12 protein-coding genes are annotated in these 12,803 nt (G+C 72.6%); 7 read left to right on the forward strand and 5 right to left on the reverse strand.

The genetic code is table 11. The features are described 5' to 3' along the window. Positions 1-292 precede the first annotated feature (292 nt). The 5 genes from IE332_RS29540 (at position 293) to recX (ending at position 4,871) form a co-directional block, all read left to right on the forward strand. A complete protein-coding gene (locus IE332_RS29540; RefSeq protein ID WP_189922280.1) occupies positions 293-877 on the forward strand; it encodes a GNAT family N-acetyltransferase in 585 nt (194 codons plus the stop codon). 3 nt (positions 878-880) lie between these two features. Continuing rightward, positions 881-1,075, forward strand: coding sequence for a DUF3046 domain-containing protein (locus tag IE332_RS29545; RefSeq protein WP_189922282.1), 195 nt, complete (start codon positions 881-883; stop codon positions 1,073-1,075). Between the two features lie 59 nt (positions 1,076-1,134). Then, positions 1,135-2,391, forward strand: a complete 1,257-nt coding sequence (locus IE332_RS29550; protein WP_373313871.1) for an AI-2E family transporter — start codon at positions 1,135-1,137, stop codon at positions 2,389-2,391. A gap of 196 nt (positions 2,392-2,587) precedes the next feature. After that, positions 2,588-3,712 (forward strand): recombinase RecA, encoded by a 1,125-nt coding sequence (recA, locus tag IE332_RS29555; protein WP_189922284.1) that lies wholly within the window; start codon positions 2,588-2,590, stop codon positions 3,710-3,712. Between the two features lie 4 nt (positions 3,713-3,716). Beyond that, positions 3,717-4,871: a recombination regulator RecX gene (gene recX / locus IE332_RS29560; RefSeq protein ID WP_373313872.1), complete on the forward strand. Its 1,155-nt coding sequence runs from the start codon at positions 3,717-3,719 to the stop codon at positions 4,869-4,871. A gap of 105 nt (positions 4,872-4,976) precedes the next feature. Here recX and IE332_RS29565 read toward each other — a convergent pair whose 3' ends face one another. From IE332_RS29565 to IE332_RS29585, 5 genes are all read right to left on the reverse strand, one after another. Beyond that, on the reverse strand, positions 4,977-6,722 hold the full coding sequence (locus IE332_RS29565; protein ID WP_189922286.1) for an FAD-dependent monooxygenase: 1,746 nt from the start codon (positions 6,720-6,722) through the stop codon (positions 4,977-4,979). Between the two features lie 122 nt (positions 6,723-6,844). Further along, on the reverse strand, positions 6,845-7,693 hold the full coding sequence (locus tag IE332_RS29570; protein ID WP_189922288.1) for an amino acid ABC transporter permease: 849 nt from the start codon (positions 7,691-7,693) through the stop codon (positions 6,845-6,847). Further along, positions 7,690-8,340: an amino acid ABC transporter permease gene (locus IE332_RS29575; RefSeq protein ID WP_189922290.1), complete on the reverse strand. Its 651-nt coding sequence runs from the start codon at positions 8,338-8,340 to the stop codon at positions 7,690-7,692. The genes IE332_RS29570 and IE332_RS29575 overlap by 4 nt, the downstream gene beginning before the upstream one ends. A gap of 72 nt (positions 8,341-8,412) precedes the next feature. Then, the gene (locus IE332_RS29580; RefSeq protein ID WP_189922292.1) at positions 8,413-9,312 is read right to left on the reverse strand and encodes a glutamate ABC transporter substrate-binding protein; all 900 of its coding nucleotides are present in this window, start codon (positions 9,310-9,312) and stop codon (positions 8,413-8,415) included. A gap of 130 nt (positions 9,313-9,442) precedes the next feature. Continuing rightward, complete coding sequence (locus IE332_RS29585; protein WP_189922295.1) at positions 9,443-10,216, reverse strand: amino acid ABC transporter ATP-binding protein; 774 nt, start codon at positions 10,214-10,216, stop codon at positions 9,443-9,445. 391 nt (positions 10,217-10,607) lie between these two features. On the opposite strand from IE332_RS29585, the gene IE332_RS29590 reads away from it, so the two are divergent. Both IE332_RS29590 and IE332_RS29595 read left to right on the forward strand, forming a co-directional pair. Next, a complete protein-coding gene (locus IE332_RS29590; protein WP_189922297.1) occupies positions 10,608-11,366 on the forward strand; it encodes a response regulator transcription factor in 759 nt (252 codons plus the stop codon). Positions 11,367-11,372: 6 nt separating this feature from the next. Next, complete coding sequence (locus IE332_RS29595; RefSeq protein WP_189922299.1) at positions 11,373-12,797, forward strand: sensor histidine kinase; 1,425 nt, start codon at positions 11,373-11,375, stop codon at positions 12,795-12,797. Positions 12,798-12,803: the final 6 nt, after the last annotated feature.

Consider the following 12,803-nt stretch of genomic DNA (forward strand, 5'->3'; position numbering starts at 1 on the left):
CGGGGGTGGGTGCTCCGGGGGCTGGATGATTTTCAGACTGCCGACTCTGTGGGGTGGGGGTTGGGCGTCGTTGGCAGTCTGAAAATTACCCGCAACGCCCCTCTCCGCACCCACCCCCTGCGCCGCCCCTTCCGCGGCGCGTCCCTCTCGCCGGTGAGGGGGAGGGGAGTGGGGGTGGGTGGGAGTGGGGGTGGGTGGGTGTTGGGGGTGAGGTGCGGGTGGGGTGGGGTGGGGTGGTGGGCTTCGGGAAAAGCGGGTGACGGGGTGGTGGGGGGCGGGTGAGGATCGGGGGATGGATGATCTGGGCAGGTCTGTGCACCTCACTACTGAGCGGCTGGTGTTGCGTCGCTTCACGTCCGCGGATGCCGACGACCTTGTGGGGCTGGACGGTGACCCGGAGGTGATGCGCTTCCTCACCGGGGGGAAGCCCAGTGCGCGGGAGTGGGTCGAGTCCACGTTGATTCCGCGGTACCTGGAGCACTACCGCCGGTACGGGGACCTCGCCTGGTGGGCGGCGGAGGAGCGGGCGAGTGGGGAGTTCCTGGGCTGGTTCGAGTTCCGGCCGACGGTGGAGGGTGTGCGCGCCGAGGTCGAGCTCGGCTATCGGTTGCGTCGGGCGGGGTGGGGGCGCGGGTATGCGACGGAGGGCGCGCGGGCGCTGATCCGCCGCGGCTTCACCGACGCGGGGTCGGGTGTCGAGCGGGTGGTGGCGTACACCATGACGGTGAACGAGCGCTCGCGGCGGGTGATGGAGAAGTGCGGGCTCGGGTACGTCCGCACCTTCCACGAGGACTACCCGGAGATGATCCCCGGCAGTGAGCACGGCGAGGTCGAGTACGCGCTGACCGCCGAGCAGTGGCGGGCCCGGGATAATTGAGCCATGAGGCTGACGGAGTTCTGGCGACGGATGTACGAGCACTTCGGGGAGGCGTACGCGGAGTCGTTCGCGACCGACCACGTGATGACCGAGCTGGGCGGGCGGACGGTGCGCCAGGCGCTGGACGCGGGCTGGGAGGCCAAGGACGTCTGGCGCGTCGTCTGCGCGACCCAGGGGGTCTCGACGCTGCTGCGCTGACCCTCCGGCGCCGCTGAGTCGGCCGGGGCCGCCCGGTCGGTATGGGACAGACTGTCCGGGTGACAAGCAGCGCAGATCAGACGAATTCGGACAGGGCGGGGCGGGCCGCGGACGGCGTGGGGGTCGACGACGGCCCGGCCGCGGAGGCCTGGAAGGGCGGCGGGGCCCTGTGGGGTGGCGGGATGCCGCGCTGGCTGCCCCGGGCGATGGTGCTGTTCCTGGTGCTGGTCGGGCTGTTCCAGCTCGCCGACTGGGCCTTCCGGCAGCTGATCGACCTCTTCGTGATGCTGCTGGTGGCCTTCTTCCTCTCGCTCGCGCTGGAGCCGGCCGTGGACCGGATGGCGGCGCGCGGGGTGCGTCGGGGGGTCGGTGCCTTCCTGGTGTTCGTCGCGGTCGGGGTCGCGGTGCTCGGGTTCCTGGCGGCGCTCGGCACGCTGCTGGTCGACCAGGTGGCGAAGATCGCCGGGGATCTGCCGCACCTGGTCGACAACCTGATCGGCTGGATCAACCGGACCTTCCACCAGGACCTGTCGCTGGGGCAGTTGCAGCAGAAGCTGCTCAAGGACTCCGGGACCATCGAGAACTACGCCCAGCAGGCCGCCGACAACGTCTGGGGCGTCTCCTCCACCGTGATCGGCGGGCTCTTCCAGGCCTTCACGGTCGGGCTGTTCACCTTCTACTTCACCGCCGAGGGCCCGCGGGTGCGCCGGACGGTCTGCTCGCTGCTGCCGCCCGCCAAGCAGGGCGAGGTGCTGCGGGCCTGGGAGATCGCGCTCGCCAAGACCGGCGGCTACCTCTACTCCCGGGCGCTGCTCGCGGTGGTGTCGGCCGCCGGGCACTGGGTGATGTTCGCGCTGCTGGACCTGCCGTACTCGGCGGCGCTGGCGATCTGGGTGGGCGTCATGTCGCAGTTCGTGCCGACCATCGGGACGTACCTGGCCGGGGCGCTGCCGGTGCTGGTGGCGCTGACCGTGGAGCCGGTGGACGCGCTCTGGGTGCTGGTGTTCGTGGTGGTCTACCAGCAGGTCGAGAACTACCTGCTGCACCCGAGGATCACCGCGCGGACGGTGGACGTGCACCCGGCGGTGGCCTTCGGCGCGGTGATCGCGGGCGCGGCGCTGCTCGGCGCGGTGGGCGCGCTGATCGCGATCCCGGCGGCGGCGACCCTGCAGGGCTTCGTCGGCACGTACGTGCGGCGGTACGAGGTGGCCGTCGATCCGCGGATCGACCGGGGTGAGCAGCGGCGGGCCCGGCGGGAGCTGCGCCGGGAGGCGGCGCGGCGGCTGCGGCGGATGGTCGGCGGGGACGGGAAGTGAGGCGGGGGCGGCGCCCCGGGGGTGAGTCCCGGGGCGCCGGGGCGCGGACGTGCGAAGCTTGAATCGAACAGATGTTCTTTGTACTCTCCGGCGAAGAGTTTTCCACAGGGCGAGCCCGGTCGGTCTCGTTTGTCAGTGGGACGCGCTAGCGTCGATGACGATGAAGCGCACAGCACAGAACCCGAGGGAAAAAGCCATGGCAGGTACGGACCGCGAGAAGGCCCTGGAAACCGCGCTCGCCCAGATCGAGCGGCAGTTCGGCAAGGGCTCGGTGATGCGCCTCGGCGAGAAGGCCAACGAGCCGGTCGAGGTGATCTCCACCGGATCCACCGCCCTGGACGTCGCCCTGGGGGTCGGCGGCATTCCGCGCGGCCGCGTGGTCGAGATCTACGGCCCCGAGTCCTCCGGCAAGACCACCCTGACCCTGCACCTGGCGGCCAACGCCCAGAAGGCGGGCGGCACGGTCGCCTTCGTCGACGCGGAGCACGCGCTCGACCCGGAGTACGCCAAGAAGCTCGGCGTGGACACCGACGCCCTGCTGGTCAGCCAGCCGGACACCGGTGAGCAGGCGCTGGAGATCACCGACATGCTGATCCGCTCCGGCGCGATCGACCTGGTGATCATCGACTCGGTCGCGGCGCTCGTCCCGCGCGCCGAGATCGAGGGTGAGATGGGCGACTCGCACGTCGGTCTGCAGGCCCGGCTGATGAGCCAGGCGCTGCGCAAGATCGCCGGTGCGCTGAACCAGTCGAACACCACCGCGATCTTCATCAACCAGCTGCGCGAGAAGATCGGCGTGATGTTCGGCTCGCCGGAGACCACGACCGGTGGCCGGGCGCTGAAGTTCTACGCCTCGGTCCGGCTGGACATCCGCCGGATCGAGACCCTGAAGGACGGCACCGAGGCGGTCGGCAACCGTACCCGCGTCAAGGTGGTCAAGAACAAGGTCGCCGCGCCGTTCAAGCAGGCCGAGTTCGACATCCTCTACGGCGTCGGCATCAGCCGCGAGGGCGGCCTGATCGACATGGGCGTCGAGCACGGCTTCATCCGCAAGTCGGGCGCCTGGTACACCTACGAGGGCGACCAGCTCGGTCAGGGCAAGGAGAACGCCCGCAACTTCCTGAAGGACAACCCGCAGCTCGCCGACGAGATCGAGCGGAAGATCAAGAGCAAGCTCGGCATCGGCCCGAAGGTCGAGGAGCCGGCCGAGGCCTCGGCGGACGCCGCCACCGCCGCGACCGCCGACGGCGCCGCGAAGCCGATCACCGCGACCGTCGCCAAGACGGCCGCGGCGAAGAAGACGGCGGCGGCCAAGGCCTGAGCCGTTGACGCAGTACGACACGGTGGGCGACGGCCCGGCGGGCCCGGAGGACGACGACTACGGGCCGCCGGACTGGTTCGCCGCGGTCGCGGAGGAGCCGGAGTCCGTGCCGGAGCCGCCCGCGCCCCCGTCCTCGCGCCGGGGGCGGCGGGAACGCCCGTCCACCGCACGCCGGACATCCGGTCAGGAGCCGGAGTCCGACCAGGCCCCGGCCCGGGTGGCGCGCGGCGCGGCGCCCGGGCCGGCTTCGGAGTGGGAGCGGTCGGCGGAGGCCCCGATCGAGACGCTCGGGCTGGTCTCCGCCTCCGAGCTGCCCACCGGCCGCCGCCGACGGCGTTCGGCCCTGGCAGCCGAGGAGCCCGGAGCGGGCCTGCCCGCCCCGGCACCCGACGGCTCGGCGGGGAACGGCTTCGACGCGGACGGCTCCGAGGCGAACGGCTTCGCGGGGATGGAACGCGGTTTCGGCGATGGTGGGGCGGCCGGTCACGGGGGTGCGGCCGCCTCGCCCCTTCGCTCCGGTCCCCGGCGCGGCCGTACCCGGCGCGGGCGTTCCGCCGAGGGTCCGTCGGGTGAGGGGGCGTTCGGGGCGGAGACGCCCGGCGAGGACCCGTCCGGCGGCGGGCGCGCCGGCCGCGCCTCGCGGAGGAAGCAGGCCGAGGACTCGGTCGATCCGGAGACCCGCGCCCGGGACATCTGCCTGCGGCTGCTGACCGGTGCCGCCAAGAGCCGTAAGCAGCTCGCCGACGCCCTGCGCAAGCGGGAGATCCCGGACGAGGTCGCCGACGGGGTGCTCACCCGGCTGGAGGAGGTCGGGCTGATCGACGACGCCGCCTTCGCCGCGGCCTGGGTCGAGTCCCGGCACGCCGTCCGCGGGCTGTCCCGGCGGGCCCTCACGCAGGAGCTGCGCACCAAGGGGGTGGCCGCCGACCTGGTCGAGGAGGCCGTCGCCCAGGTCGACCACGACGACGAGGAGGAAGCGGCCCGGGCGCTGGTCGAGCGCAAGCTGCGGTCCACCCGGGGCCTGGACCGGCAGGTCCGCACCCGACGGCTGGTCGGGATGCTGGCCCGGCGCGGCTACTCCGAGGGGCTGGCGTTCCGGGTGGTGCGCGCCGCGCTGGACGAGGAAGCGGGTGAACCGTCGGAGGGCCCGTGGGAGTGACGGTCCGCCCGGATGCGGCGGACGGCCTCGGAGCCGCGCTCGCCCACCCGGGACGGATCCGGGGCACCGTGGGCCGGCGTCCTTTCCCCGGCCGGGCGGGCACTCCTAACTGGGTGAGTCGACCTGCTGCGGCGCGTGCCGGTCGAGGTGCTCGTGCTCGGGCTCGTGGTCCGCGACGGGCTCCGGGGCGGGTTCGAGCGGGGCCGGGCCGCCGCGGGCGTGGTCGGCCAGGGCGAGGAGGTCCTCGGCGACGGCGCCCTGGGTGGCGCCGACCAGGTGGCCGTCGGGGCGGATCAGCAGCACGGTGTGCGGGCCGGCGCCCGGGTACTCCTCGGTGACCAGCACCTCGGCGGGTACCGGCAGGGCGGCGGCGACCTCGGCGAGCCGGGGCATCAGCCCGGCGCCGAGCCAGTGCTCGGACGACCAGACGGCGGTGCCGGGGGCGACCAGCAGCAGCAGGAAGGTGGCGCCGAGGCGGGCGTGCAGGTGGTCGGGGGTGCCGTCGGTGGCGAGCACCGGCAGGTCCGGGACGAGCACGCCGGGTGCGGTGGCGGGCAGCAGTTCGCTGAGCGAGGTCGCGCCGCGCGCGCCGCGCTGCACCGGGACCCGGGCGGGCACGCCGGAGGGCGCCGCCGGGTAGGCGGGCGCGCCGCCGAAGCGGCCGGTGCCGAGCTGACCGTCGGCGAGCAGCGGGGCGTGCTTGCGGAAGCCGCCGACCAGCAGCGAGCGCCGGGTCTGCTGCCAGCCGCGCAGCGGGCGCAGCAGCGGCATGGACTGGTCGACGGCGCGCAGCCGGGCGCCGACCGCGCCGCGCCGCTCGGCCTCGTAGCCGTCCAGCAGGGAGCCGCCGGGCTGCGGGCCGCCGGAGTGGAGGTGCCAGGCCAGGGCGAGCCGCCAGGCGAGGTTGTCGGCGTCGCGCAGCCCGTCGGTGAGGTTCTGCATTCCGAGCGCGCCGTGCAGGTGGGCGGCGTCGCCGGCCAGGAAGCAGCGGCCGACCCGGAACCGGGCGGCGAGGCGCTGCTGGGCGGTGTGGTCGGCGGCGGCGAGCAGTTCGAAGCGGGGGAGTTCGCCGCACCAGCCGGTGAGGGTGGAGGTGACCCGGGTGAGCAGGGTGTCGCCGGTGACGATGCCCGGCCAGGTGGCGTGCGGGTCGACGTTCTCGGTGGGCGCGGGCCGGCCGGGGGGCAGCCGCCAGTCGAGCCGCCAGACGCCGTCCGGCAGTGGACGGGCGGAGGCCTCGCGGTCGCCGCGCCACGGGGGCTCGCGGTGCAGCCGGGCGCCGTCGAAGGGCAGGTCGACCCGGACGGTGGCGATGGCGTTGCGGTCGACCGCCGGGCGGCCGGGGAAGCGGATCTTCAGGAGCTTGCGGACGGCGGATCTCGCGCCGTCGCAGCCGACCAGGTGGCTGCCGCGCCACCAGGTGGTGGTGCCGTCCTGGGTGCCCACGGTGCGGACGCTGACGCCGTCCCGGTCCTGTTCGAGTTCGAGGACCCGGTTGAGCGGGACCAGCTTGATCAGCGGGGTGCCGGTCAGGGCGTCGCGCAGGCCGCGCTGGAGGCGGTGCTGGGGGAGGTGGAAGGTGGGCGAGTCGGTGAGGTCGATCCGCAGCACCTCCTGGCGGCGCCGCCAGATGGTGAAGGAGTCCCACAGGGCGGAGTCCGAGACCGCCCGGGGGTAGCCGATCCGGGTCAGGAAGGCGGCGCCGTCGGCGCCGACGACGAGGCTGCGGGGGCCCTCGGGGCAGAGCCCGGAGCCCTCGTCCAGGACGACGGTCGGCACCTCGTGCCGGGCGAGGGCGAGGGCCAGGGCCAGACCGACCGGTCCGGCCCCGACCACGATCACCGGGTCCATGTGGGGACCTCCGGGCACGAACCGGCCGATCGGCCGGCGTCAGTTACCGCTGCCGCATATGCCGCGTGGATGCTCCCGGGAGGTGTCACGAAGAGCAATGCAACAGTTCACCTGCGTGTCCGTCAAGCAGCAGCTGAAGTGCGCCGGTTCGCGCCGCGACGGCCGCGTGCCTCGATCCAGCGCGCGAGCGCGGTCAGCAGCAGGCACAGGGCGATGTAGATCGGGCCGATCACCAGCACCACGGGGATGTAGGGGAAGCCGGCGGCGTTCAGCGGCTGGCTGGCGATCTTCTTGCCCATGAACAGCAGCTCGTTGTAGGTGATGATGTACCCGAGCGAGGTGTCCTTGAGGGTGACGACCAGCTGGCCGATCATCGAGGGCAGCATCGAGCGGACGGCCTGCGGCACCAGAATACTGGTCATGACCTGGGTCTTGCGCATGCCGAGGCCGTAGGCGGCCTCGCCCTGGCCGCGCGGGACGGCGTTGACGCCGCTGCGGATGATCTCCGCCTGGACCGAGCCGTTGTAGAGGGTGAGGCCGAGCACCAGGGCCCACATCGGGTCCTTGGCGAAGAAGGCGTAGTAGAGCCCGACGATCAGGATCAGCAGCGGCATCGCCCGGAAGAACTGGACGATGCCGACGCAGAGCCAGCGGACCGGCTTGTGGTCGGAGAGCTGCCCGGCCGCCAGGAGTGCGCCCAGCGTGAGCGAGAACGCCGCCGCCAGGCCGAAGGCCTTCAGGGTGGAGACCAGGCCGTCCAGGATCATCTGCTGGACATACGTGTACTGGAAGGCGTCCCACAGGTCGGCGTCGAACTGGCCGTTGTCACTGAGCGCGGTGACGACGTACCAGAGGAGCCCGGCGACGCCGATCAGGGAGAGGGCGCCGAACAGGCGGTACCGGGCGCGGGTCTTCGGGCCGGGGGCGTCGTAGAGGACGCTGGCCGTCGCGGGGCGGTTCAGAAGACTCATCGGGCCACCGCCAGTCGGTTTTCCAGGAAGCGGAAGAGCGTGGCGACCGTCGCGCTGATCAGCAGGTAGGCGCAGGCCACCCAGAAGAAGATCGCGAAGATCGAGTAGCCGCGCTCGGAGAAGGTCTGCTGGGCGCTGTACAGCTCGCCCACGCTGAACGCGCCGGCGATCGCCGAGTTCCTCGGCAGGGCGATGAACACGCTGCTCATCGGGGCCAGGACGGTGCGGGTGGCCTGCGGCAGGATGACCAGGGTGAGGGTCTGGCCGAAGGTCATGCCGAGGCTGCGGGCGGCTTCCGCCTGGCCGAGCGGCACGGTGTTGATGCCGGAGCGGATCACCTCGCAGACGAACGAGGCGGTGTACCCGCCGAGCGCCAGCACCGCGAAGACCAGGTGGCTGAAGTGCACGCCCAGCGGCGGCAGGCCGAAGGTGACGGCGAAGAACAGCAGGGTCAGCGGGGTGTTGCGGAACAGCGTCACCCAGGTGGTGCCGAAAGCGCGCAGCACCGGCACCGGGGAGACCCGGAAGGCCGCCAGCAGGGTGCCCAGCAGCAGGGCGAGCAGGGCGCTGAGGGCGCTCAGCTCGATCGTCTGCAGGAAGCCGTCGCGGAACAACGCGAAGTTGTCGTCCTCGAACAGGAACCCCATCCGGCGGCCCTCCTCTCAATCAGGGTCGGGAATGTCGATCGACGGGTCGATCGGGGATGTCGTGCGGGCTGATCAGTAGCGGTCGAGGGCCGGGACCTCCGGGGCCGGGGAGCCGGAGGCGCCCAGGGTGGCGTCGTAGGCCTTCTTCCAGTCGCCGTTGTCCTCGTGGGCCTTCAGGGCGTCGCTGATGGCGTTGCGCAGCACCGCGTCGTCCTTGTTGAGGCCGACGCCGTAGTTCTCCTTGGTGAACGGCTTGCCGACGACCTTGAGCTTGCCGGCGTACTTGGAGGCGTAGCCCTTGAGGATGGCGTCGTCGGTGGTGACGGCGTCGACCTCGCCGGAGAGGAGCTTCTCGACGCAGGCCGAGTAGGTGTCGAACTGCGTGATCTTCGGGCTGTACTGCTGGATGTTCTTGATCGAGGTCGAGCCGGTGGCGGTGCAGACGTTCTTGCCGTTGACGCTCTCCGCCCCGGTGATCGTCGTGTTGTCCTGCTTCACCAGGAGGTCCTGGCCGGCGATGTAGTACGGGCCGGCGAAGGAGACGGTCTTCTTGCGCTCGTCGTTGATGCTGTAGGTGCCGACGTAGAAGTCGATCTGGCCCTTGGCGATGGCGGGCTCGCGCTGCGAGGAGACCAGGGTCTGCCACTTGATCTGCTGCGGGGTGAAGCCGAGGTCGGCGGCGATCATCTTGGCGACCTCGATGTCGAAGCCGCTGCGGTCGCCGCTGGCGACGTCCTCCCAGCCGAGGTTCGGCTGGTCGGCCTTGGCGCCGATGATCAGCTGGCCGCGCTTCTTGGCCTCCGCGATGATCGGGGAGTCGACCTTGGCGTCGGTCTTGACCGTGTAGGTCGGGAGCTTCGGGGCGTCGCTCGCGGTGGCGGCGGCGCCGGGGGTGCCGTCCTTGCCGCAGGCGGCGGTGGCGGTGAGCGCGACGGCACAGAGCGCGACGGCGAGGGTGCGGGAAGTCCTCATGAGGGCTGTTCTCCTGGGGCTGGGCCGCGGTCGCAACCGGGCTCTGGCGTCTGGAAGTTCGTGCACGGGCAGGGCCGGTCGGCACAGTCGCCGGTGGCGGCCCGTGTGGTCTGGAGACGTCCGGTGGGCGTCAGTGGTGCAGGATCTTCGAGAGGAAGTCCTTGGCGCGCTCGGAGCGCGGCGCGGTGAAGAAGGCGTCCGGGGTGTTCTGCTCGACGATCTTGCCGTCGGCCATGAACAGCACGCGGTTGGCGGCGGAGCGGGCGAAGCCCATCTCGTGGGTGACCACGACCATCGTCATGCCGTCCGCGGCCAGCTGGCGCATGACCTCCAGCACCTCGTTGACCATCTCCGGGTCGAGGGCCGAGGTGGGCTCGTCGAAGAGCATCACCTTGGGCTTCATCGCCAGCGCCCGGGCGATCGCCACGCGCTGCTGCTGGCCGCCGGAGAGCTGGGCCGGGAACTTGTCGGCCTGCGCGGCGACGCCGACGCGCTCCAGCAGTCCGCGGGCGGTCTTCTCGGCCTCCGGGCGGGGCACCTTGCGCACCTTGACCTGGCCGATGACCACGTTCTCCAGCACGGTCTTGTGCGCGAACAGGTTGAAGCTCTGGAACACCATGCCGACCTCGGCGCGCAGCCGGGCCAGCTCCTTGCCCTCGGCGGGCAGCGGCCGGCCGTCGATGGTGATCGCGCCGGAGTCGATGGTCTCCAGCCGGTTGATCGTCCGGCAGAGCGTGGACTTCCCCGAGCCGGACGGGCCGATCAGCACGACCACCTCGCCCTGGGCGATCGAGAGGTCGATGTCCTGCAGCACGTGCAGCGCGCCGTAGTGCTTGTTGACGTTGCTCAGCACGACCAGTGGGGCGGCTGCGGGGGTGGAGTCCTGGACCGGGCTCTCGGTCATCGCGCCTGCTCCCTCTGTGTATCGAATCGTGCCTACCTGAGAAGTCTCAACTCCCTTGGGAGGCAATGGTGGTGCGAATCCGGGAGCCGCGACCGGCGGAGCCGCAGCCCCCGGTGGGCCGACCTTAGGAGCCGTGACGGCACCCCGTCAGCCGATCTGAGCGGAACTTGAGGATCACGAAACGGCCACACGGTGCGCGCGCACTGTTCGCACGGGTGCCGACGGGGCATGTCACAGCGGGAATCCGCGCCGGCGCTCCCCGTCCCCCACGAGCCCGGTGCGAGGTCGAACCTGGCGTCGGGCCGTCCGCTGGCTCATACTGCGCAGGACCGGACCGGACCGATCGGTCCGATGATCACCGGTGATCACGTGGGGGAAGGAGGAGAACAGGATGCGACTGCTGCTCGTCGAGGACGACGAACGCGTGGCCGCCGCGCTGGTCGCGGTACTGGGCCGGCACGGCTTCCAGGTCCGGCACGCCCGCAGCGGGCACGAGGCGCTCGACGCCCTGGTGCCGGACGGAAACGAGCCGTACCGGGTGGTGCTGCTCGACCTCGGGCTGCCCGATCGCGACGGCTTCGAGGTGTGCAGCCGGATCAGGGCCGGCAGCGGCGTCCCGGTGATCATGGTCACCGCCCGCGCCGACGTCCGCTCCCGGATCCACGGCCTCAACCTGGGCGCCGACGACTACGTCACCAAGCCGTACGACATGGGAGAGCTGCTCGCCCGCATCCACGCCGTCGCCCGCCGCGGCGCCGCCCCCTCCGTGGTGCCGGTGCCCGCGCCCGACGCCGTACCGCAGCAGCGCGGCCCGCTGGAGTCCCGCGGCATCCGGATCGACCGGGAGCGCCGCCGGGTCAGCGTGGACGGCCGCGACGTGCCGCTCACCCGCAAGGAGTTCGACCTGCTCGCCCTGCTCGCGCAGAGCCCGGGCGTGGTCTACCGGCGCGAGCAGATCTTCAGCGAGGTCTGGCGCAGCGGCTGGGAGGGCAACGGGCGCACCCTGGAGGTCCACATCGGCTCGCTGCGCAACAAGCTCGCGCTGCCCGGCCTGGTCGAGGCCGTCCGCGGCGTCGGCTACCGGCTGATCCCCGAGTGCCCGGCGGCCACCCCGGCGGACCAGGCCCCGAACGCCCCCGCGGAGCACTGACCGCACGTGCGCACCCGCCTGCTCGGCATCCTGATCGCCCTCATGCTCTGCGTCCTGGCAGCCCTGGGGCTGCCGCTCGCGGCGGCGGTCGCGGCGGCCGAGCAGACCAAGGTGGTCGTCGACCGGCTCGACGACGCCGCGCGGTTCGCCCAGGACCTGCCCACCTCCGGCGCCAACGACGCCGCCCGCAAGGGCGAGCCCGAACCCGCCCCCGGGGACCTCAGCCGGCAGCACTCGATCGACGCCGAGGTCAACCGCTACTTCGACCTGTACGGCGTACGGCTGGGCATCTTCCAGCGCGACGGCCTGCCGATCGCCGCCGCGCCCGCGAACTGGCGGGTGCCCGCCGCCGGCTGGGGCGCCCAGGCCTTCCAGGAGGCGCTGGACGGGCGGCGCAGCCACAACCCGCCGCAGGTCTGGCCCTGGACCCCGGACCGCACGATCACCGTCGCCGCCCCCGTGGTGCGCGACGGCGACGTGGTGGCGGTGGTGCTGAGCGAGTCCCCGACCGGGGCGCTGAGCACCCGGGTGCTGCACAAGTGGCTGGTGCTCGTCACCGGCGAGGCCGCCGCGATGATCGTCGCCGTCCTGCTGGCCGTCCGGCTCACCGAGTGGGTGCTGCGCCCGGTGCGCACCCTGGACCGGGCCACCCACGACATCGCCACCGGCCGGATGGCCGCCCGGGTCGCCCCCGGCGGCGGACCGCCCGAGCTGCAGCGGCTGGCCCGCTCGTTCAACGAGATGGCGGACCACGTGGTGCTCGCGATGGACCAGCAGAAGGCCTTCGTCGCGGACGCCTCGCACCAGCTGCGCAACCCGCTCTCGGCGCTGCTGCTGCGGGTCGAGCTGCTCGGCCTGGAGCTGCCCGAGGGCCACGAGGAGGAGCTCAGCGGCGTCCGCGAGGAGGGCACCCGGCTGGCCCGGGTGCTGGACGACCTGCTCGGGCTGGCCACCGCCGAGCACGCCCGCCCCGAGCCGGAGCGCACCGACCTCGCCGAGCTCACCCTGGCCCGGATGGACGCCTGGCGGCCGGTCGCCGAGCGGAGCGGGATCGCGCTGCGCTGGGAGGGCCCGGCGCTGGCCATCGGCATGGCCGACCCGATCGGCTTCGGCTCCGCCCTGGACGCCGTGGTGGACAACGCGATCAAGTTCAGCCCGGCCGGCGGCGAGGTGCGGGTGCGGGTCGCGGTCCGCCGGGACGAGGTCGCGGTGACCGTCGTCGACGCCGGGCCAGGCCTCACCGAGGACGAGCTGTCCCGGGCCGGCGACCGGTTCTGGCGCAGCCCGCGGCACCAGAACGTGGACGGCTCCGGGCTGGGCCTGTCCATCGCCCGCACCCTGCTGGCGGCCGGCGGCGGCTCGCTCGCCTTCGCACCGGTCAAGCCGACCGGGCTCGCGGTGACGCTGGCGGTGCCGCGGCCGGAGAAGTGACGGCGG

This window comes from Kitasatospora xanthocidica, assembly GCF_014656195.1.
In the GTDB taxonomy this organism is placed as follows: Bacteria; Actinomycetota; Actinomycetes; order Streptomycetales; family Streptomycetaceae; genus Kitasatospora; species Kitasatospora xanthocidica.

Coding starts and splice junctions, on each gene's coding strand:
- IE332_RS29540 (WP_189922280.1), top strand. CDS start 293: ATGGATGATCTGGGCAGGTCTGTGCACCTCACTACTGAGCGGCTGGTG.
- IE332_RS29545 (WP_189922282.1), top strand. CDS start 881: ATGAGGCTGACGGAGTTCTGGCGACGGATGTACGAGCACTTCGGGGAG.
- recA (WP_189922284.1), top strand. CDS start 2,588: ATGGCAGGTACGGACCGCGAGAAGGCCCTGGAAACCGCGCTCGCCCAG.
- IE332_RS29565 (WP_189922286.1), bottom strand. CDS start 6,722: ATGGACCCGGTGATCGTGGTCGGGGCCGGACCGGTCGGTCTGGCCCTG.
- IE332_RS29570 (WP_189922288.1), bottom strand. CDS start 7,693: ATGAGTCTTCTGAACCGCCCCGCGACGGCCAGCGTCCTCTACGACGCC.
- IE332_RS29575 (WP_189922290.1), bottom strand. CDS start 8,340: ATGGGGTTCCTGTTCGAGGACGACAACTTCGCGTTGTTCCGCGACGGC.
- IE332_RS29580 (WP_189922292.1), bottom strand. CDS start 9,312: ATGAGGACTTCCCGCACCCTCGCCGTCGCGCTCTGTGCCGTCGCGCTC.
- IE332_RS29585 (WP_189922295.1), bottom strand. CDS start 10,216: ATGACCGAGAGCCCGGTCCAGGACTCCACCCCCGCAGCCGCCCCACTG.
- IE332_RS29590 (WP_189922297.1), top strand. CDS start 10,608: ATGCGACTGCTGCTCGTCGAGGACGACGAACGCGTGGCCGCCGCGCTG.